This is a genomic window from Shewanella donghaensis (assembly GCF_007567505.1).
GTDB classification, from domain to species: domain Bacteria; phylum Pseudomonadota; class Gammaproteobacteria; order Enterobacterales; family Shewanellaceae; genus Shewanella; species Shewanella donghaensis.
Genome location: NZ_CP041783.1, coordinates 4,582,506 through 4,604,815, shown reverse-complemented (window position 1 = coordinate 4,604,815; position 22,310 = coordinate 4,582,506). Strand labels below are relative to the sequence as shown.

Here is a 22,310-nt window from a genome sequence, read left to right as displayed (position 1 = left end):
TGGCTAAATATTATTTAATCTAGTATTAATCTAGTTTTAATTCTATTGGCCACGAGTGAGAATACGCTGATTAATACTAATTAGATCAACCTGCGATAGCTTTTTTAGAAATAAAAGCCAACATTGATATTCATTCTAGAATGCCAATCAGTATTACCGTTATCAATACCGATGCCTTCTCCACCAGCAAACCACATATTTTTGCCTGCAATCCAATCAAGGTAGGTATAGAATTTTCCTGCTGTAACCATACAACCGGTGACGTTTTGGATTGAGTCATCCAGGCCATCACCTGAAGCCATCACATGACTGTAATCGTTATAACAATTCAACTGACTAACTGGTCCCCAATCAACATCAAATTGACGAGATACGTTTAACGTTACAACATCAGCTTTAGCAGCTATTTCAAATGGCGCGGCAAATGCGGCTAAAGTAATACGATTTGAATTTTCTAGATCATAATCATAATGAATATATTGGGTTTGTAATTGCCATTGTTGCCAATCTAACTGCCAATGTACGCCAGCGGTAACACTGGTAGTATCTTCGCCTTCTACAGCATTCTCAAAGCCTTCAGGCTTGTAATCTAAGTTGGCATATTGAAATGATGCACCAATTTTACTCTTAAATTCTTCACCAAAGCTTTTTTCAATTCGCAGGTTTAACTGCCCAGCTTCTTCATAGGGTGAATCTTCCGTGGTACCCACATCAAATGAATAACGATCGAAGCGGCTACCATCACCATATTCATCATTGGCAAAGTAAGCGGCATCGTAACGCCAGCCATTTCCTTCATATTGGTAATGAATACCTGCACCGTAATCATCTTCTAAACCCAAGTAATATGTCGCACCAAACCAAAAAGAATGCGATGCATAAGGCATGATGCCAAATGGCACTTGTGTAACACCGACTTGGACTTTTTGATTTTCATCAAACTGGTATCCCATGTAGGCATGGTGAACCACATCCATATATTCGTACCAGCGATATTGGGCTGAAGCGAATAATCCACTTTCAGATTTGTAATTTACATCTACTCTGAATAATTCAAACTCAAGGGTGCCGCCATCGTCATTGTAATCTTGCCAACCGTAATTAACTCTTACCGCCCCCCCAATATCGAGCTCATCACTGACACTTACGGCATTGGCCGAAAAAGACATAGCTGAAATGGCCGTTATTAGCGATGTTGCTATTAACGTTTTATTAAAAGAAAACATGATATTCCTAGGGGAAAGGTAGTTGGTCTTAAATTATAGCAAACTATCAGAACTGCGATGGTAAGCATTTGGTTAAAAATAGAAAAGCCAAAGCTTTTGCTTTGGCCTCCCACCAATTGTTACGAGCTAGTTAATATTAATTTAACCCACTGTAGTAAACAGGTTACATTAACTAAAGTTAATCCATATCTAAAGTGACACCATCCATCATGCCAGATGAATTAGCATCATTATTTTGTAATTTAATCATCAAGCGTAAGTCATTTGGCGAGTCAGCATGATGCAATGCATCAGCGTAGCTAATCTCTTTTTCAACGTATAAATCTAATAATGCTTGGTCAAAAGTCTGCATGCCCTGCTCTCGTGATTTACCCATTGTTTCTTTGAGTAAATGCAGTTCATTTTTGGCAATCAAACTGGCGATACGTGGGGTATTAATTAACACTTCAATGGCAGCTCGTCGACCTGAACCATCGGATTTAGGCACCAGTTGCTGCGCCACAATACCGCGAAGGTTTAACGATAAATCGAACAATAACTGGTTATGCTTACTTTCTGGAACAAGATGCATAATACGGTCTAATGCTTGGTTAGCGTTGTTAGCATGCAATGTTGCCATACATAAGTGACCCGTTTCAGCGAACGACAATGCAAACTCCATGGTCTCTTGAGTACGGATCTCACCAATCAAGATAACATCAGGCGCCTGACGTAATGAACTTTTTAGTGCTGCATCAAACGAATCGGTATCAATGCCGACTTCCCGCTGAGTAATAATACTCTTGCGATGATCATGAACAAATTCCACAGGATCTTCAATCGTGAGAATATGGCCACGGGCATGGGCATTTCGATAACCGACTAGTGATGCTAATGAGGTTGATTTACCGGTACCGGTACCACCAACCATGATGATTAAACCACGTTTACTCATCACCAAATCTTTAAGGATAGGCGGCAGTTTTAAGTCATCAACTTCAGGTATTTTGGTTTCAATGCGGCGCATAACACAACCCGGAGATTCGCGCTGCCAAAAGGCACTGACACGAAATCGGCCAAGCTCTTTTGCAGCAAAAGCAAAGTTACATTCACGGGATTCGTGAAATTCTTGCTTTTGAACGTCAGTCATCAATGACTCAACAAACTCTAACGATTGCTCAGGGCTAAAATTATTGTCTGACAACGGACGAAGTTCACCATCGATTTTGGCACTAGGTGGAAAACCTGCGGTGACAAATAAATCTGATGCTTTACGCTCAACCATTACCTTTAAAAAAGGACGAACATCCATCTTACTTTCCTTTAAAAGTTAGCTTGTTTATTTGAGCTTTTTGACATTGCATCATCACGACTAATAAGCCCGCGATTGACTAGATTCTGTAGGCACTGTTCAAGGGTTTGCATGCCATGTGACATACCGGTTTGAATAGCTGAATACATTTGCGCGACTTTATCTTCACGAATAAGGTTACGAATAGCCGGTGTTCCCATCATAATTTCATGTGCTGCAACTCGGCCGCCGCCCACCTTTTTAATCAAGGTCTGTGAAATAACAGCCTGTAAAGATTCAGATAACATGGTGCGAACCATGTCTTTTTCACCAGCTGGGAATACATCGACGATACGGTCAACAGTTTTAGCCGCTGAGGTGGTATGCAAGGTACCAAATACTAAGTGACCTGTTTCTGCCGCTGTCATTGCAAGACGAATAGTCTCAAGGTCACGCATTTCACCAACAAGAATAACGTCGGGATCTTCACGTAACGCACTTCGAAGTGCAGCATCGAAACTGTGAGTATGCTTATGTACTTCACGTTGGTTGACCAGACATTGTTTATTTTGATGGACGAATTCTATTGGGTCTTCAATGGTGAGAATATGGTCATGGCGTTCGTTATTAATATAATCAACCATGGCTGCTAATGTGGTCGACTTACCTGAACCCGTAGGACCTGTTACTAGAACTAAACCACGGGGAAAGCTAGAAATCTTTTTGAATATTTCAGGGGCACCTAATTGCTCAAGTGATAAGATATCACTTGGAATTGTACGAAAAACAGCACCGGCACCACGTGATTGGTTAAAAGCATTCACACGGAATCGAGCTAGATTAGGCACTTCAAACGAGAAATCGATTTCTAGATGTTCTTCGTAGTCCTTACGCTGCTTATCATTCATGATGTCATAGACCAAACCATGAACAGCTTGGTGATCTAACGCGGGTAAATTAATTTTTCTAACTTCACCATCAACTCGAATCATTGGAGAAACACCTGCTGAAAGGTGTAGATCCGATGCTTTATGTTTTACACTAAAGGCAAGTAACTCAGTTATTTCCATGGTTAATGACATCCAATTAAACAAATAAAAACAATATGACAACAATAGCAGACCGAATATCAATCGCCCAGAGCCAAATTGCACAAGCGGCGCATAATTGCTCACGTAACAGTGATGAAATAACCTTACTTGCAGTAAGCAAAACCAAACCTATATCTGCCATGATTGAGGCATATCAGGCTGGACAGCGCTGCTTTGGTGAAAATTACGTGCAAGAAGGTGAAGAAAAAGTTCTTTCATTAAAAGAACACTATTCTGATATTGAATGGCACTTCATTGGCCCATTACAGTCAAACAAGTCACGCATCATTGCAGAACACTTTGATTGGATGCACACTCTCAGTCGAGACAAAATTGCCAAACGTTTAAATGAACAAAGGCCATCAGATAAACAACCTCTACAAGTGTGTATTCAAGTGAATATTAGTGAGGAAGTATCAAAATCAGGGGCTTTGGTTGATGAAGTGGCAGCAATAGCTAAAACAATATCGGCTTTGCCAAATTTAAACCTGAGGGGCTTAATGGCAATACCAACCGCCACAACTGATATTACGATTCAACAGGCTGAATTCGCTAAGTTACAGCGTCTTTACTTGCTATTACAAAGTGATTATCCACAAATGGATACACTCTCCATGGGCATGAGTAATGATCTTAGTGTTGCCATTGAGCATGGTTCGACCATGGTAAGGATTGGTACGGCTATCTTTGGCGCTCGTGATTATCCATAATCTATTCTATTCACAACGACTCTATTGATTATCAAAGTACTAGTAACCTGCACATCGACTGTAATAATAATCATTATGATTTTAGCTTGAATTAACCTAGATTAACCAAGATATATCTAGGTTTACTTGTATAGGCTTACTTGTAAAGTGACCAAAGAGCCCAAATATTAATAGTTAGAAGTAATAGATTTTTAATAAACAAACTAAAAAGCCCCCTACATATCTGCCTGCATTAATAAATTGATGGGCAAAAATAAAAGTGACCCATAAAATGACTCAAGCAAAAGTATGTTTCATCGGTGCAGGCAATATGCCTCGTTCTATTATCAGTGGTTTAGTAGCCCATGGTTACCCAACTCATTTAGTTCATGCTACCAATCCAAGTGTTGGGAAATTAGATGCGTTAAAATCTGATTTTAATATTGGCATTTCACACGATAATATTGCTGCCGCAAATGACGCTGATGTCATCGTCCTGAGTGTTAAACCTCAGCTAATGCAAACAGTATGTGAGCAATTAAGTCACTTAGATTTATCTGATAAGTTATTAATCACTATCGCTGCAGGTATTCCAGTGGCGCGATATCAAGCGTTTTTCAAACAGCCAATAAAGCTTATTCGTACCATGCCAAATACACCGACTCAAATTGGTGTGGGTATGACTGGCATATACGCAGATGATTCAATTTCAGCAGACCATAAGCAAATCTGTGAAACCTTGATGAAAAGCGGCGGTGAAATTGTCTGGGTTAATACTGAAGATGAACTCAACCAAGTCATTGCTTTAGCAGGCAGTTCACCTGCATACTTTTTCTTATTTATTGAGTCAATGATTGCCCATGGTGTTAAAACAGGTATGGATGAGCAAACAGCAAGGGCGCTAGCTCAACAAGCCGCTTTAGGGGCGGCTCAAATGGTTATTCAAAACCCGCAACTTTCATTAGCTGAATTAAGAAACAATGTCACCTCAAAAGGTGGCACAACGGCTCAAGCAGTTGAGACCCTTGAGCAAGGTGATTTACGCGGTTTAGTCGACCAAGCTATGACAAACTGCATAAAACGAGCAGAAGAAATGGCAAAAACATTTTAAACAGACAATATTTAATGGAAAATACCCTGAACGAGTCTACTTTAAGTAATAAGTAAGATTACTGCTTTAAACTCGTTCTTTACTATTTTCGAATGTACTATTTTCACTTGTACTATTTTCACATTCAGACAATACGATAATTTTTGACCAACAAGGCAAACTAAATGAATGCATTATATTTCTTAATCGATACCGTTTTTGGTCTTTACCTCATGGTTGTTTTACTGCGTTTTTGGCTTCAATTAGCAAGAGCTGATTTTTATAATCCATTCAGCCAATTTGTTATCAAGGCGACTCAACCTATTATCGCGCCAATGCGTCGAGTTTTACCTTCGATGGGCAGTGTGGATACGGCCTCAATCGTATTGGCTTTCCTTGTAGTGTTAATCAAGTTCTCAATCTTGACGGCAATCACCCCCAATGGACAATTTGACCCATTAGTTTTAGGTCTGTTCTCTTTAGTTTCAGTGTTAAAAGAAGCTGGTTTTTTACTTTTCATGGTACTTATCCTTCGCGCACTGTTGAGTTGGTTTAACCAAGGTCACAACCCTATTGTCATGGTGTTAGATCAACTCACTGAGCCATTCCTGCGTCCGATACGTAGAATATTACCTCCTATGGGTGGTCTGGATTTATCAGTGATGTTGGTACTAATAGGCATGAACTTTCTCAATATTTTATTAGCGCAATACATTCCGTTTTGGACTCTGGTATAAAAACTTATTCTGTAAATACGTGATCTATACATACCTAGCCTATAAATAACGAGCAAATTAGATGCCTGCCATTATTCAGCAACAGCAAGATCTGTTGCTGAATCTTTATATTCAACCAAAAGCCAGTCGCGATAAGATTATTGGTTTGCATGGCGATGAATTAAAGATAGCCATTACAGCGCCGCCAATTGACGGTAAAGCCAATCTGCATTTAGTCAAATACCTTGCTAAGGCTTTTAAAGTTCCTAAAGCAAATATTGAAGTGCTTAAAGGGCTACAAGGCAGACATAAACACGTTAAGGTAGTATCACCGACCATTATTCCTAGCGAAATTTCAGCTTTGATGACTTAATAATCACCAAAAAATCAAGCTATTCACATCATATATCGTTACATAAAGCCGTTATTAACTTGCTTGATAACGGGTGATTTAACTCAAAATTCTCTATACTTAGCGATACACTCTATTAGTGAATCAACTCTTCAGTAAACTGACACTGATAATGAACGTGATTATCGAATGTTAAATGTCACTTACACTGAGAAGATCAAGGATTTAGATTATGTTTCGCACCCTTATATGTAGTTTTATTATTTTAATGAGTACCCTAACGACCGTTCAGGCAGAACAAAAACAAAAGGTCGGTAATTATGATATTCATTATATGGCGTTAAGCAGCACCTTTATCACACCCGCTATTGCCAAGACGTACGGTATTGAGCGCAGTAATTATAATGGTATTGTCAATATTGCCGTTTTAGATACGAGTCAAGAAGGTAACCCTGCAGTCGCTGTTGATATTTCTGGCGTGGCAAATAACTTACTTGATGCAAGAATGACATTGGACTTTAAAGAAATTCGTGAAGGTAAGTCGATTTATTACATCGCACAAGTACCCTATCGCGATGATCAAGAGATTAACTTTAATTTGACGATAAAGCACAGCAACAAACTAAATACTTCATTAAAGTTTAAGCAAAAGTTCTATGTTGAGTAATCTACTAGGCTACCTAAAACAAGTTATTTAAACTAAAAGACTGCTCCTAAAAAAAGCTAAACTCTTCAGGGTTTAGCTTTTTTGTTTCTACATTGCCCAATGCAGCACTGTTTTTTACTTTTAATCTGTTTATCGATTCTGTGCACAGGTATCATTAAGCCATTAGTTATTCGCTTTCTCTATTTCACTTGCTGTAAATGGCCTTATTTCAGCTATTTTAACAGCACTAATTGGCCGTCAGTGTTACGCCCAATTCAATACAAAAAGGTATTCCATGCAACAGATTGTTTTAGCCAGTGGCAACAAAGGTAAACTTAAAGAATTTGATCAAATGTTAGCCCAGTTTGATATTGAAATTTTACCGCAGAATCAATTTAACGTTCCGGAAGTGGCTGAAACAGGCACAACCTTTATCGAAAATGCCATCATTAAAGCACGCCATGCAGCAGAGATAACGGGTAAAGCAGCCATTGCTGATGACTCAGGATTAGAGGTCGATGCACTACAAGGGGCACCTGGCATATATTCAGCCCGTTATGGCGGAGAAGGCGCGAGCGAGAAAGATAACTATCTTAAACTATTGTCAGCTCTTAACGGTCAAACTGAACGTAAAGCTCGCTTTCAATGTGTTTTGGTTTATATGCGTCATGCAAAAGATCCCACTCCCATTGTTTGCCAAGCAGCTTGGGAAGGCACTATCGCTTTATCTCCTCAAGGTGAACAAGGTCATGGCTACGACCCTATATTTGTTCCGCACGGGTTTGATATCACAGCAGCAAATCTTTCAAGCGAACAGAAGAATCAATTAAGTCATCGTGGTTTAGCGCTCACTTTGCTTGTGGACGCCATGAAAGCCAAAGGGATTATCAAGTAACTATCATGCAATCAGTAAAATTATCACTACCGCCTCTGAGTCTATACATCCATATACCATGGTGCGTACAAAAATGCCCATATTGTGATTTCAACTCCCATGGTCAAAATGGTGAGTTGCCACAGCAGGCTTATGTCGATGCCCTTTTAGAAGATCTTCAACATGACCTGCATTATGTCCAAGGTCGTAAGATTCACAGTATTTTTATCGGTGGCGGCACGCCATCGTTATTTGAAGCCAAACAAATACAGCGAATTTTAGACGGTGCCAGAGCCCAAATAGGGTTTAAAGAAGATATTGAAATCACCATGGAAGCGAACCCTGGTACGTTAGAGCATGATGATTTTGCCGCTTACCGCGCAGCTGGCGTGACACGATTATCCATTGGGGTGCAGAGTTTTTCTAAAGATAAACTCAACCTGCTTGGCCGCATTCATGATCAAAATGAAGCCGTTACAGCAGCACAAACTGCCAGCAAAGCTGGTTATAACAGCTTTAATTTAGATTTGATGCACGGTTTACCTAATCAGTCTTTTGATGAAGCTATGTCAGATATTGATACTGCCGCAGGATTGATGCCACCACATCTATCCTGGTATCAGCTCACCATTGAACCTAATACGCTGTTTCACTCAAAGCCGCCACAATTGCCAGATGACGAAGATTTATGGCATATCTACGAACAAGGGCAAAAGAAACTAGCGGCTTTAGGTTATGTTCAATATGAAATATCTGCCTACGCAAAACCTGGTTATCAGTGTCAACATAACCTCAATTATTGGCAGTTTGGTGATTATTTAGGGATCGGTTGTGGCGCCCATGGCAAAATAACTCAGCCAGAAACGAATAAGATTGTTAGAACGGTAAAAATTAAGCACCCTAAGGGTTATCTAGCAACGTCAGATTACACCAGTGAAACCACTGAAGTGTTAGCTGAAGATCGCGCCCTTGAGTATTTAATGAATCGACTAAGGTTGATGACCCCTATTCCTAAGACTGAATTTGAACAACGCACTGGTTTATCAGTAAATGTACTTAACGATGGCATCGCTAAGTCGATAAAAAGAGGCTTATTAACTGAAAGCGAAACACATTGGCAATTAACCGACAAAGGCCATATGTTCGTAAATGACCTTTTATCGCAATTTTTAGATTAAATTTATTGATCGTTACTTAAAACCGTTGTTACTGAAATTAGCTGTTTTACAGCTAATAAATAAACAAGCCTAATCCGCTAACTTTATTTCCTCTAAAGTTAGTCTTAGGCTTTTTCTTACTCTTTAATAACTGCCCTTCCATATTTTCATCGGTCTTTCAGCAACATTTAATACACAATTGCTAACATTTCACTTTACACATTTATGTGCGTGTCTATTAGGATATCAATCGATATTCTCAACCATTAAATTGTGAGCGGAAAACACCTATGCTACTAAAAACAAAAACGACATTAATAGCCGTTGCATTAACCAGTTTATTATCTACCTCTGCCATTGCGCATGGTACAGATCACCAGCCTTTAAACAGTGCTGCAGAAACCACTAAAAAAGCGACTACAGAATCAGAAAAAGCTAATGAGCTTTTCGAAGCCATGTTCATGGAAAATGTGTTGGCCAGCCCGATTTCGCAAACCTATTTACGCATCAAAACCGATTATGATAAATGGGGTGATTTTAGTGATAAGGCTGATGATGAAGACTTAGCGAGAGCGAAAAAGCATTTAAAACAACTTGAAGGCCTTAATGTCGCTAACTTAGACAAGCAAACTGCACTTAGCTACAAATTAATGAAACAAGGCTTAGAGCAAGATATCGCTGATGATAAATGGCGTTACCATACTTATCCAGTAAACCAAATGTATGGCAGCCATTCATTTATTGCGACCTTTCTTATCAATCAACATCAAGTTGAAAGTGTTAGCGATGCACAAGCTTATATCAGCCGTTTAAACGGTGTAAAGCATGTAACCGAACAAGTGATTGAAGCATTAAAAGTTCGAGCCGATAAGAATATTATCGCCCCTAAATTCGTGTTCCCTTACGTTATTTCTGACAGTGAAAATATCATTGTTGGCGCACCATTTAGTGATACTGAAGAGCAAAGTACACTTTGGGGTGATATCAACCGTAAAGTCGATAAGCTCGATATCCCACAAGCACAAAAAGATACATTGCTTGCTGATGCTAAAAAAGCATTGATTGAAAGTGTAAAACCGGGTTACGAAAACCTGATTAGCTATTTACGTGAACTCGAAACTAAAGCTGACACCCGTGATGGGGTGTGGAAATTGCCTGAAGGTAATACATTTTTCAATATGCGTTTAAATCGCGTTACAACAACTGACATGACTTCTGAAACAATCCATAAGTTAGGTTTAGCTGAAGTCGAGCGTATTCAAAATGAAATGCGCGTCATTATGAAAAAAGTAAATTATAAAGGTAACTTACAAGAATTTATGGCTTTCATGCGTGATGATGAGCAGTTTTACTACCCTTCAACTGATGAAGGTAAAGCAAGATACTTAACTGAAGCTAAAGATTTGATCGACAATATGGAATCACGTTTAGACGAAGTGTTCTATATCAAACCCAAAGCTAAGCTTATCGTTAAGCAAGTTGAATCGTTCCGTGAAAAATCTGCTGGTAAAGCATTCTACGATCAACCAGCGCCAGATGGCTCTCGCCCAGGTACTTATTACGCTAACTTGTACGATATGAAAGCCATGCCAACCTATCAAATGGAAGCACTGGCTTACCATGAAGGTATTCCTGGTCACCATATGCAAATTGCCATAGCTCAAGAGCTTGAGGGCGTGCCTAAGTTTAGAAAATATGGTGGTTATACCGCTTATATTGAAGGCTGGGGTTTATATACTGAATACTTCCCTAAAGAAATGGGATTATATGCAGATCCTTACTCTGACTTTGGTCGTTTGGCGATGGAGTTATGGCGCGCTTGTCGTCTAGTTGTTGATACCGGGATTCATAGCCAAAAGTGGACTCGTGAACAAGGCATTCAATATTACGTAGACAACACGCCTAACGCTGAGTCTGACGCCGTTAAAATGGTAGAGCGTCATATTGTTATGCCAGGTCAAGCAACGGCTTATAAAGTCGGTATGATTAAGATTTTAGAGTTACGTGAAAATGCTAAAAAACAAATGGGTGATAAGTTTGATATCCGCCAATTCCACACACTAGTATTACAAAATGGTCCTGTACCGTTAGATGTACTAGAAGCTGAAATTAATAACTGGATTGAAGAAGCTAAGTAGCTCTCTAAGTAGTTAACCCCATTCAATCATTAACGCAATAAAAAGCCACTATTTTTATAGTGGCTTTTTATTGCTTGATTATTATTACCTATATTTCTTGTCTTAGAGTTAAATGAGTTTGAGGTGTAGGACTTAGAGGCGTAGAGTTTGGAGTTTGGAGTTTGGAGTTTGGAGTTTGGAGTTTGGAGTTTGGAGTTTGGAGTTTAGAGTTTAGAGTTTAGAGTTTAGAAAGTTTAAACAGGTGATTGAGTAATACAAAAAGCCAAACTGCAGATAAAAATAACCCCAGAACAAAGTCTGGGGTAAACCAATTAAAACTAGGATGATGGTTTCAAAGCCGGCATTGTTCTAATTTTAAAACCGTTGCCAGCACTGATTCAAAATTTGCGAAGTTGCTGATTTGCACATAAAGCTGAAAAGGGGTCATTTCTCAACAAGATGCGTGACTCAAATCATTCCGAATCAACTAGGATCTATTGTATTGATTTAAGAACAGAGTTCAAGAAGCATTTAAAGAACTGTTTTAAAAATTGAACAAAACCATGTCGAACAATTTTTAAACACAAACAATTAAATCACTGTTCTAAAACAATAAATAAAAAAGCCGAACATAAAGGTTCGGCTTTGTCTTGTATTTTGAACAATGTTTCCACATTTAGTTACTGATTTGGAAACACTTTTGAATGTTATTTACGTAATTTGTATAAATTATCGTACTTAGCATCCCAATATGGTGTTGTACCAATATGACCTTTAATAAAGTCAATAAAGGCACTCACTTTAGGAGCAAGATGCTTACGTCTTGGGTAAACCGCTTGTAATGGTAAGTTGTTCGTCAATTGCCAATCTGGCAACAACGGCACTAAAGTGCCTTGCTCAATTTCATCTTCCAGTAAGTAACTGGCTAAATATGCAATACCTAACCCGCTAACAGCTGCTGATTTTAATGCAGGTGCATTATCAACGCGGAAGTTACCAGAAACACCGATCTCACAATAGTCTTCGCCTTTCTTGAACTGCCACGTACTGTGCTCATGCCATTCACCTTGATAGACAAGACAGTTATGATCAACAAGTTGTTCGGGACGAGAAATCGTACCTCTTTGGGCAATGTACTCTGGAGAAGCAGCCAATAAGAACTGACACTTCATTAGCGGTCTAGCAACCATGCCTAATGGTAGTTGCTCTGACATCGTTAACAATAAATCTAAACCTTCACTTACCACATCGACTTTATGATCAAGCAGACTAACTTGCAGTTCAAGTTCTGGATGTTTAGCCATAAACTCTGGCAATGCAGGGATAATATGCATAGTACCAAATGACTGTGAAATACCGACTTTTAACACACCGCGAGTGGCATCATTAAGATTGTGCACACTTGCAACAGCTTGCTCTGCATCACGCAGTAACTCTTCACCTTGTATGTAAAGAAGGTTACCCGCTTCAGTTAAACTCAAACTACGTGTTGTACGTTGTATAAGTTGAACCCCAAGTTTATGTTCAAGATCAGCAACCTGAGTACTTACTTTGGACTTAGATATACTCAGTCTTCTTGCAGCAGCACTGAAACTTCCCGCCCTCGCAACATGAGTAAAAATAGCAATAGGTTCTAATAGTTCTAACATTGGAGTCGCCTTAAGCTGTTTACGACATTAAAAATAGTTTTTTAAGGTACAAATGAATGTCTCTTATTCTAGACAATAGATTATAAGAAACAGTCTTTGTGACAATGCCAAATACGTTGCATCGTGCCTCAAAAAAGAAAATAAATTTCGATAGTCCTTTATCCTGAATCGCCAATCAAAACTAAAACAACAAGTTAGTTGATTAAACGCATTCAGATTTATAATTTTAGAAGTATACCAAAATTTAGATAAATGGCTCTATATTTATAATTAACAATTTTTTTATCAGAACAAATCTATTGTTAATTGTCATATTTGCAGTTTTTTCTAAGCCTTAAACGAAAAAGCCCCTGTACAAAGTACAGGGGAAGGTCAGGTGCATTTTGACAATGCTAGGACGTACAAACTTGTTACTCATTAGCGATAAATTACTGTTAAACAAAGGTTAAGCTAAATACAGCCTTTGTTATGAATTTAAAAATATCGCTTTCCTAAAACTTACTCACTATCCGAAAGCGTTGCTAACTCATAAGTCGATAATTCTGGAATTGATTCTCGTAATTCACTCTCAAGTACCATTATCTCTTCAAAATCAGCACATACTTTTTCAGCTTTTGCTTCTATAGCATCTGATTGTTCTGATATCTGCATCTCGATATCTTCCCCGATAGTTTCCATTTTGCTCGAGAATGAAGCCATTTTCTCATCAAAACTTCCGCCCTCAGCTGACATCATCTCGGCGCCTAGCGCCATCATGAAGCTTCCCATCGAGTTTTTAATCATTTGTTCCATTTCTTGTTCAAACTCTTCATTGAATGCATTTTCTAAAGAGTCTTCTGTCGCACCGAGGTAAAACTTATCACCTTGTTGATATGCTGCTTGATCAACACGAGTTTGAATGCCAGCTAAAAGTTCGTCTAGTTTGGCACCAGTAGCATCACCAAATATTGGCGTTAACGCCATGCTCACGGCATCAGTGGCTAGGATTACGGCATCGTTTACCAGATCAATGATTTCAGGTATTTGTTGAGATACTTTTTCAGAGTAGTCAGAAAGTAATTCTGTTTGCTCATCATTTAATTCAACTTGCTTGCCATCAACATAGAGTTTTCCCAACTCAACTCGATATAACTCAGCGCCTTTTTCACTGAACGATAGTTTTTGAGGCTCGACAGTTACGTCATAATTTAACGCTACATTACATTGGTTATCTTCAATTGACAGCTTAGCCATTGCTGGAGACATTGCCCCTGCTGTAAAAATTAAACCTGTTAGTGCGATACTTTTCAATAAACCTTGTGTGTTCATTAGCTCTATCCTTGCTGGTTAAAGTTAAACAGATAATCAATGTATTACAGTCCAAATGATGACAACCTTTGATTACTGACTTTATGATTACTATCTTATTAAGATTCTTGATTAATAGATTGCACAAGCTATGCCATAAATGAATATGTGTTATATAACATAAGCTTAAATAGTTAATTACAATCTACAGTAAAAATAATTGACTCAGCTAATATCAACATTGAGTGAAAAAAACCACAAGTTGGTAATTTTCACCTACAGAGTTTTAACAATACAAACACTGGGACACTGTCGCTACATTTCGCAGGTATTAATCACCTAGGGCAAGAGTGAAACTAAAACAGGAGTAAGTAATGCGGAAGTTGAAGTAGAAGTAGAAGTAGAAGTAGAAGTAAGGAAAAGCCACTAATGATTGTTAGAAAATCAAGCAAGCCAACAGAGCATTGGCTTAATTTAGAATATTGAGCGACCTAATGATTGTGATAAATGTTCTAACATTTGAGTTCCCGCTAATGAATTACCATTATTATCAAGTTCAGGAGACCAAACACAAATAGACATATCGCCTGGGATCACGGCAATAATGCCGCCGCCGACACCACTTTTACCAGGCATACCGACACGATAAGCAAACTCTCCAGCGCCATCATATAAACCTGAAGTAGCCAGCAGTGCATTTAACTGTCTTGTTTGCACCGGGGTAACTATCTCTTCCCCTTCCAAGCTTTTACCGCGATTAGCCAAATAAAACATCGCTTTTGATAAGTCAGCACAATTCATTTTCAGTGAACAATAATGAAAGTAGCTCTTTAAAACAGTATCAACATCACCATTAAAGTTACCAAATGACTTCATCAAATAAGCAATAGAGGCATTACGGGCACTGAATTGAAACTCTGAATTGGCAACGTCATAATCAAAACGGACCTGATGATTTGCACTTAAGTTTCTTACCACTTCTAGCATATGGTGTTTGGGAGCACCCAAACGCGCTTGAATAAGATCGGCAATCACTAATGCACCTGCATTAATAAAAGGATTACGAGGAATACCTCGCTCAAGCTCTACTTGAACTAATGAGTTAAATGATTGGCCAGAAGGCTCTTTACCTACCCTGCTCCAAATCTCATCTTCGGAGTACAAACTTAGCGCTAAAGTCAGACTAAAAACTTTGGAAATACTTTGAATTGAAAACGGTTCTAAATAATCACCCGCGCCGATGGTTTGCCCGTCAGCAGTGGTCACGGCAATGGCTATTTTTTTGGGATCAACTCCTGCCAGTGCAGGAATGTAATCTGCCACTTTCCCAGAACCAATAAGTGGCCGAACTTTGTCGACCACTTCTTCAAGCAATATTTGCTCAGGCATTGGCTAAATTAGCCCCACCAGATGTCATATAAACCACTGATTTCTAGTTGAGGTACTTTCTTGGCTTCCCAGAAAGCTTTAACTGCTGCAACGTCTTCTTCGGTACATTTGCCGATATCTTGAGTTGCAATGATACCTTCCCACATTTTATGACCGCCGCCATGAAAACCAAGGTTACGAGGTTCAATCACTTGTGCAATAAATTCATCAATAGCGATATCGATATCAGCTTCAGAAATTGACTCTTCAAAAGTCCAGTTGATATCAAAACCAAATTCTTGGAATTCATCAACGCGTAGTTTTTTACGTAAACGGCGAGTACGAGTCTTAGCCATGGTTATTTCCTAGTTAGTTGAAAAGCATTTATTATTAACAAATATTTTTAGTAAATCATTTTTAGTGAAAATTATTCAGTACGCTCAAACATTAAATCCCAAACACCATGACCTAAACGATGGCCGCGTGCTTCAAACTTAGTTAAAGGGCGATGTTCTGGTCGTTCAACAACAGTATTGGTTGTTGATTGATTTTTATAACCTTCTGCAGCAGACATGACTTCTAGCATATGTTCACTGTAATTTTCCCAATCCGTTGCCATATGGAAAACACCACCAATCTTTAGCTTACGATGGATCAATTGCGCAAATGCAGCTTGAACGATACGACGCTTATGGTGACGAGTTTTATGCCATGGATCTGGAAAGAATAATTGAACTCTTGAAAGAGATCCATCAGCGATACTGTTCTCTAGTACTTCCATAGCATCATGGTGATATACACGTAAATTGGTAATTTCAGCTTCGCCAGCATCTACTAAACATGCGCCAACACCCGGTTTATGTACTTCAATACCGATGTAATTGAGTTCTGGAGCAGCTTTAGCCATTTCAACTAATGACGCGCCCATACCAAAACCAATCTCTAATACGGTATCAGCTTCACGCTTAAACACTTCTGCTAAATTAATTGCTTCCGGTGTGTAATCTAAACCCATTGCAGGCCAATGTGCTTCAATTGCGTTAGCTTGGCCTTTGGTTAAACGGCCTTCTCTTAATACAAAACTTCTGATTTTACGAATATATTTGCCATCTTCGTTAAATTCAGCGGTGGTAACGTCGCTCATTTCTGCCTCATCATTTGAATAGTGATTTAAATACAAACCATTCAAAGCTTAATCTTTGTTCCAATAATAGTCGGTAAGTATATCTTAAAATCAGAATGACTAAACTAATTATCAGTTAACAAGCTCTCTTGTTTAACGAATATTCTCCATATACACTGCGCTGATGAAAAAAGTTAACCCCTTTTCTGAGCGGATCACCGCTTGGTATGATTTACATGGTCGCAAGACTTTACCTTGGCAAATCAACAAAACCCCATACAGAGTGTGGATTTCAGAGATAATGTTGCAGCAAACTCAGGTTGCGACCGTTATTCCCTATTATGAAAAATTCATGCACAGCTTTCCGAGTATCGAAGCACTTGCCAACGCCAGCGAAGATGATGTATTGCACCATTGGACAGGCTTAGGCTATTACGCTCGCGCTCGAAATCTGCATAAAGCCGCCAAAACTATTTGCGAACAACATGATGGGCTTTTTCCAGAATCAATAGATGAAGTGATTGCTTTACCTGGCATTGGTCGCTCAACTGCTGGGGCCATTTTGTCATTGTCTTTAGGCCAGCATCATTCCATTTTAGATGGCAATGTTAAACGTGTACTGGCACGTCATGGGGCGATTGAAGGTTGGCCAGGACAAAAAGCAGTTGAACAACAGCTATGGCAATTAACAGATCTGTTAACCCCGCAACAAGATGTGGTTAAATTCAACCAAGCAATGATGGATATTGGCTCTGGGGTTTGTACACGCAGTAAACCTAATTGCGCCCAATGTCCTGTGGCAATTGACTGTAAAGCGCAGCTTGCTGGCAGACAAAAAGATTTTCCTGGTAAAAAACCTAAAAAAGCCACTCCAGCTAAAGAAGCATGGATGTTAGTGCTACATAGAAATGGTGAAGTCATTCTGAATAAAAGACCACCAGCAGGTATATGGGGTGGCTTATGGTGCTTTCCTCAATTTGATTCAGAAGATGCACTACAGGAACACATTAATGATGCAGGTATCAGCGATGAAACCAATATTGATAAGCCAGAATGGCTAGCAGGCTTTAGGCACACATTCAGTCACTTTCATTTAGATATTCAACCAATATTGATTAATCTTGCTGATAAGCAAGAATTAGCTCAAATTGACTCGAGTGTAATGGAACAAAATCAGACACTCTGGTATAACATACATCATCCCGCGAAAGTTGGATTAGCCGCAGCGACAGAGCGGATTTTATCTAACCTAGCCGCTCTTTTAGCAGCAGATCCCGTCAAGGAATCCCTTTAAGGAATAATCATGGCTCGTAATGTTAATTGCGTATATTTGAATAAAGAAGCTCCAGGTTTAGATTTTCAACTTTATCCTGGTGATCTTGGTAAGCGTATTTTTGATTCCGTCAGCAAAGAAGCTTGGACGCTTTGGCAGAAAAAGCAAACTATGCTGATCAATGAAAACAAGCTTAGTATGATGAATGTTGATGATCGTAAACTGCTTGAAGATAATATGGTGAACTTCTTATTTGAAGGTAAAGATGTTGTCGTTGAAGGTTACGTACCGCCAGCTGAAGACGAATAACCCCCTTTAGCGTTATTTAAAATTAGCCCACATAAAAATCACTCCTTCAACTGAGTTGGTTATCTAAAGTGGGCTTTTTTGTGTCTCAAATTCAAACCTAATTGAGAGGATTAATACAAGAATCCCTTAACTAAAGAGCTTCCTAACTACCGACCAATTCATTACAAGAATAAAGACTCAATAAAGTTCCCTTAACTTCAGCTAAATCTGTAATTCGTGAGCTATAAATCAAAAACAAAATATATCTATATTTCTGCTAGTTAGCTTATTTTTTTATCTTTTTTCAACTCGTATAATTCAAGCATATTTTATCATTGAGTGTAATTATGCTTAAGCCACTTATTTATTCAACTTTCGCCATCTCATTATTGCTTTCGAGCACTGTGGTTACAGCAGATCCTATGGGGATGAAACCTCAACCCGTCGCTGATGCGCCCTTAGGTTATATCATTCACAACCCATATGAGAATGCGCCACTTACTGCGCTAGTAACCTTAAATGGACATACCATTTCTAATGTAGATGTGACCGTTCACGCAAATGATGAAAACGGTGTCAGCATCAATTATCAAGTCGATGATATGAGAGTGATGAATGAAGGTGGCGTGCCTATCTTTGGGCTTTACCCAGCGTTCATGAATACCTTTACCGTAAAATGGACTGAAGACGGTAAACAGCAAAGCCACGACTATAAAATGTTAACCCCAGACATTGATATGGGCTTTTCAGAAAGTCAGTGGGCTAAAGCGCCTATTGTAGAAGTTGAACATGTGGATGCTGATTTCAAAGACCGATTATATTTTGTTAACTGGACTAATCCAGATGGAAAAACAGGCCAATTAGCCCACAACAATATAGAGGCTCCAGGGGCATTTTCATGGGACGGTAAACCGGGGTTTTTCATCATAGATACGGCGGGAGACATACGTTGGTATCTCAACCCTTATACCACCCATGATTCAAAAAGCTTTGATAACGCAGGCTATGCCATGGGCATGAACGTCACCAAAGACGGCAATATGGTGTGGGTACAAGGCCAAGGTTGGAAAAAAATGTCACTCATGGGAAGAATGATTTCTGAACATAGCCTGCCAGGTAATTTCATCGATGCTTCCCATGAAGGTATTGAAGGCGCTAATGGCAATGTATTTATCCGCGCCGCGGCAAAAGACTATCGACGAGCAGATGGAAAACTAGTGAATACCATTAGAGACCAAATCATTGAAGTCGATGATACTGGTAAGCTAGTCGATTACTGGGATCTTAATAATATACTAGATCCTTTGCGTGATGCCGCTTTACTGTCACTTGATGCTGGCGCAGTTTGCCTCAATATTAATGTAGATCAAGCGGGTCATCAGACCACGTTAGAAGATTTACAAAATGCACCATACGGTGATATCCATGGCGTTGAAACAGGACGTAATTGGATTCATGTCAATTCAATCGACTACGACCCAAAAGATGACAGCATCATTATTAGTTCTCGTCATCAATCCGCTGTTATTAAAATTGGTCGTGATAAACAAGTTAAATGGATTTTAGGCCCAGCTAAAGGTTGGAGTGAAAAGTTTCAAGACAAACTCTTAACCCCAGTGGACAACGCAGGCAACAACTTAAATTGTAATGAAAAAGGCCGCTGTTGGAACAGTGATTTTGACTTTTCTTACACTTCACATACTGCTTATCTCGTGCCAGAAAAAGGTACACTTACCGTATTTGATAATGGTGATGGTAGACACCTTGGTCAGCCAATGTTTGCTAATGAAAAGTATTCTCGCGCTGTTGAATACAAAATAGATGAAGCCAACAAAACGGTGAAACAAGTATGGCAATACGGCAAAGAGGAGTTAGGTTATGAAGGCTACTCACCAGTCACATCTATTGTTAAATATCAGCAAGATAAAGACAGTGTGATGAGTTATTTTGCCTCTGCTGGTCTTTTCGGTTTAGGTGGTGGTTACGGTAATTTAAAAATGGATGATACCACTGGGAAGGTTAAATCTATTTTAGTAGAACACCGCTATGGTGAAACAAAACCCGCTGTAAGGATCAATATTAACAGCCATGATATGTTTGCTACAGGTTACCGCGCCCAAGTAATACGCTTGAACGAAATGCTCAAATAGCGCGTATTAAAAGTACTGATACAAGAACTGATACAAGTTTTTATACAAGCACTGATAAAAAGCACTTATATAAATGCTGTAAGCCACCTTAGCCCTTTCATGTAGATTTGGGCTAAGGTGTTATATCCATAAGCTAATTGGTTTAGCAATTGTTTTTCAATGGTTACCACTCTCTTCTATCAACGCCTCTCCTCAAAATAATATCCAAATAAATCGATACTTTAGAAAAAACACCTAAATTAACACTGGTCAAAAAACGACTAATCGTTTACATTCAAGTAACAATGTAAGCGCTTACATGGCTATTGGAATGAGTGCTTACATAAGAGCTATTTGTGGAGCTTATATAAATAGTCTTTGTAAGCACGAATAGAATTAATGGTGACATTAGCTTCATCATCAAAGCACCACATTCGATAATTAGAAACGTTTATAAGCTCATCGGTAATAAGCACATAGATAATGAGCGCATAGAGAAGTAAGCAGATAGTTAAGTTGTAAAAATACCAAAAATTAAATTACAGCAATCAAGGTAGAGATAATGATTAAGGAAAAATCAGCGCAACTTACAACTCAAGTAACAGCAGCAACAACCGCACAGAAACTCACGTTAAAAGAAAAAGTCGGTTATGCCCTTGGGGATGTGGCATCTAACTTCTACTGGCGTGTATTCGATGTATTCTTATTTATATTCTATACCGATGTATTTGGTATCTCTGCTGCTGCTGTCGGCACCATGATGCTAGTAACTCGAATTATTGATGCTGTATCCGATCCGTTAATGGGCGCTCTCGCAGATAGAACTAAAACTCGTTTTGGTAAATTTCGCCCCTATCTCATCTTAGGCATTATTCCCATTGCAGCAGCAGGTGTACTCACCTTCACGGTGCCAGATTTAGGCGATGATGGTAAATTGATTTGGGCTTACGGTACCTATATTTTCATGATGCTGGCTTACACCTTTATTAATGTCCCTTATGGTGCATTACTCGGTGTTGTTACCAGTGATAGCCAAGAAAGAACCACCTTAACCAGTTTCAGGTTTATTGGTGCTTTTTCTGGCGGCACTTTAGTTGCTTATATGACGCCTGAATTAGTCACATACCTTGGCGCAGGCAATGAAGCATTAGGTTGGCAACTCACCATGGCCTGTTATGGACTTATTTCTGCAGTGCTGTTTTGCCTTACTTTTTTTGCCACTAAAGAACGAATAGCGCCACCAGCGAATCAAAAAACATCAATCAAACAAGACATCATCGATTTAACCAACAACAAACCTTGGTTAATTCTGTTCTCTTTAGCATTAATCATCATGTTCACGATTACGCTTCGAGCTAGTACGGGAACATTTTACTTTAAATACTACGTAAACCGCGAAGATCTCATCGGTACGTTTACTGCGGTATATATGATCTCACTTGCAATAGGAGCAGCATCTACCCCACTACTCAGTCGATATTTTGATAAACGCACTTTACTTATCACCTTAATGACCCTTGTTGCCATGCTTTCTGCTGGTTTTTATTTTATACCAGCAAATAACCTCACATTGATGTTTGTCATGCAGGCATTAATTGGGTTTTGTTTAGGCCCTAAATCCCCCTTAGTATTTTCGATGTATGCCGATACTGCGGATTATTCACAGTACAAAAATGGTCGAAGAGCAACCGCAATGATTTTCTCTGCAGCGGCATTTTCACAGAAATTAGGCGGCGCTTTTGCTGGCGCGATGATCGGTTGGATACTTTCATCGATGGGTTATGTGGCAAATCAGCAACAGTCACCAGACTCATTAATGGGAATTCTATTACTTAATACCGTCATCCCTGCGGTGTTTGCAATATTAGCTGTCTGGGTTGTTAAGCATTACAGCTTAGATGAGCAAAAGATGCGTGAGATAAACCAATCTCTTTATAAATCTCAGTCAGAAAACCAGTAATTCAG

The 22,310-nt window shown here is 39.1% G+C and carries 20 protein-coding genes; 12 read left to right on the top strand and 8 right to left on the bottom strand.

Going from position 1 to position 22,310, the window contains the following annotated elements:
- Positions 1-104: 104 nt before the first annotated feature.
- The 3 genes from FPK91_RS19655 to FPK91_RS19645 form a co-directional block, all read right to left on the bottom strand.
- Positions 105-1,226 carry a hypothetical protein gene (locus FPK91_RS19655; RefSeq protein ID WP_144213606.1) on the bottom strand — a complete coding sequence of 374 codons (1,122 nt, stop codon included), beginning with the start codon at positions 1,224-1,226 and terminating at the stop codon, positions 105-107.
- A gap of 178 nt (positions 1,227-1,404) precedes the next feature.
- Positions 1,405-2,517 carry a PilT/PilU family type 4a pilus ATPase gene (locus FPK91_RS19650; protein WP_144213604.1) on the bottom strand — a complete coding sequence of 371 codons (1,113 nt, stop codon included), beginning with the start codon at positions 2,515-2,517 and terminating at the stop codon, positions 1,405-1,407.
- An 11-nt stretch (positions 2,518-2,528) separates the two neighbouring features.
- Positions 2,529-3,566 (bottom strand): type IV pilus twitching motility protein PilT, encoded by a 1,038-nt coding sequence (locus FPK91_RS19645; protein ID WP_144213602.1) that lies wholly within the window; start codon positions 3,564-3,566, stop codon positions 2,529-2,531.
- Between the two features lie 35 nt (positions 3,567-3,601).
- Here FPK91_RS19645 and FPK91_RS19640 point away from each other — a divergent pair, with 35 nt between their 5' ends.
- From FPK91_RS19640 to FPK91_RS19605, 8 genes are all read left to right on the top strand, one after another.
- Positions 3,602-4,297 (top strand): YggS family pyridoxal phosphate-dependent enzyme, encoded by a 696-nt coding sequence (locus FPK91_RS19640; RefSeq protein WP_144213600.1) that lies wholly within the window; start codon positions 3,602-3,604, stop codon positions 4,295-4,297.
- 271 nt (positions 4,298-4,568) lie between these two features.
- Complete coding sequence (gene proC / locus FPK91_RS19635; RefSeq protein WP_144213598.1) at positions 4,569-5,387, top strand: pyrroline-5-carboxylate reductase; 819 nt, start codon at positions 4,569-4,571, stop codon at positions 5,385-5,387.
- A 164-nt stretch (positions 5,388-5,551) separates the two neighbouring features.
- The gene (locus tag FPK91_RS19630) at positions 5,552-6,103 is read left to right on the top strand and encodes a YggT family protein (protein WP_144213596.1); all 552 of its coding nucleotides are present in this window, start codon (positions 5,552-5,554) and stop codon (positions 6,101-6,103) included.
- 61 nt (positions 6,104-6,164) lie between these two features.
- Complete coding sequence (gene yggU, locus FPK91_RS19625; RefSeq protein ID WP_144213594.1) at positions 6,165-6,455, top strand: DUF167 family protein YggU; 291 nt, start codon at positions 6,165-6,167, stop codon at positions 6,453-6,455.
- Positions 6,456-6,666: 211 nt separating this feature from the next.
- Positions 6,667-7,101 carry a DUF4426 domain-containing protein gene (locus FPK91_RS19620; RefSeq protein ID WP_144213592.1) on the top strand — a complete coding sequence of 145 codons (435 nt, stop codon included), beginning with the start codon at positions 6,667-6,669 and terminating at the stop codon, positions 7,099-7,101.
- A gap of 274 nt (positions 7,102-7,375) precedes the next feature.
- On the top strand, positions 7,376-7,975 hold the full coding sequence (gene rdgB, locus FPK91_RS19615; protein ID WP_144213590.1) for an RdgB/HAM1 family non-canonical purine NTP pyrophosphatase: 600 nt from the start codon (positions 7,376-7,378) through the stop codon (positions 7,973-7,975).
- Positions 7,976-7,980: 5 nt separating this feature from the next.
- Positions 7,981-9,132 carry a radical SAM family heme chaperone HemW gene (gene hemW, locus FPK91_RS19610; RefSeq protein WP_144213588.1) on the top strand — a complete coding sequence of 384 codons (1,152 nt, stop codon included), beginning with the start codon at positions 7,981-7,983 and terminating at the stop codon, positions 9,130-9,132.
- A gap of 269 nt (positions 9,133-9,401) precedes the next feature.
- Positions 9,402-11,249 carry a DUF885 domain-containing protein gene (locus FPK91_RS19605; RefSeq protein ID WP_144213586.1) on the top strand — a complete coding sequence of 616 codons (1,848 nt, stop codon included), beginning with the start codon at positions 9,402-9,404 and terminating at the stop codon, positions 11,247-11,249.
- A 686-nt stretch (positions 11,250-11,935) separates the two neighbouring features.
- Here the strand turns inward: FPK91_RS19605 and FPK91_RS19600 are convergent.
- From FPK91_RS19600 to trmB, 5 genes are all read right to left on the bottom strand, one after another.
- On the bottom strand, positions 11,936-12,877 hold the full coding sequence (locus tag FPK91_RS19600) for a LysR family transcriptional regulator (RefSeq protein WP_144213584.1): 942 nt from the start codon (positions 12,875-12,877) through the stop codon (positions 11,936-11,938).
- Positions 12,878-13,375: 498 nt separating this feature from the next.
- The gene (locus tag FPK91_RS19595; protein ID WP_144213582.1) at positions 13,376-14,185 is read right to left on the bottom strand and encodes a YggN family protein; all 810 of its coding nucleotides are present in this window, start codon (positions 14,183-14,185) and stop codon (positions 13,376-13,378) included.
- 453 nt (positions 14,186-14,638) lie between these two features.
- Entirely contained in the window at positions 14,639-15,553 is a 915-nt protein-coding gene (glsB, locus tag FPK91_RS19590; RefSeq protein WP_144213580.1) for a glutaminase B, read from the bottom strand.
- Between the two features lie 8 nt (positions 15,554-15,561).
- Positions 15,562-15,888, bottom strand: a complete 327-nt coding sequence (locus tag FPK91_RS19585; RefSeq protein WP_144213578.1) for a 50S ribosome-binding protein YggL — start codon at positions 15,886-15,888, stop codon at positions 15,562-15,564.
- Positions 15,889-15,959: 71 nt separating this feature from the next.
- Positions 15,960-16,676, bottom strand: a complete 717-nt coding sequence (gene trmB / locus FPK91_RS19580) for a tRNA (guanosine(46)-N7)-methyltransferase TrmB (RefSeq protein WP_144213576.1) — start codon at positions 16,674-16,676, stop codon at positions 15,960-15,962.
- A 163-nt stretch (positions 16,677-16,839) separates the two neighbouring features.
- Between trmB and mutY the strand changes: the two genes are divergently transcribed.
- The 4 genes from mutY to FPK91_RS19560 all read left to right on the top strand — a co-directional run bounded on the left by mutY (position 16,840) and on the right by FPK91_RS19560 (position 22,305).
- Positions 16,840-17,949 (top strand): A/G-specific adenine glycosylase, encoded by a 1,110-nt coding sequence (gene mutY / locus FPK91_RS19575; protein WP_144213574.1) that lies wholly within the window; start codon positions 16,840-16,842, stop codon positions 17,947-17,949.
- 9 nt (positions 17,950-17,958) lie between these two features.
- A complete protein-coding gene (locus tag FPK91_RS19570) occupies positions 17,959-18,237 on the top strand; it encodes an oxidative damage protection protein (RefSeq protein ID WP_144213572.1) in 279 nt (92 codons plus the stop codon).
- 326 nt (positions 18,238-18,563) lie between these two features.
- Entirely contained in the window at positions 18,564-20,366 is a 1,803-nt protein-coding gene (locus FPK91_RS19565; protein WP_144213570.1) for an aryl-sulfate sulfotransferase, read from the top strand.
- Positions 20,367-20,907: 541 nt separating this feature from the next.
- The gene (locus FPK91_RS19560; RefSeq protein ID WP_144213567.1) at positions 20,908-22,305 is read left to right on the top strand and encodes an MFS transporter; all 1,398 of its coding nucleotides are present in this window, start codon (positions 20,908-20,910) and stop codon (positions 22,303-22,305) included.
- Positions 22,306-22,310: the final 5 nt, after the last annotated feature.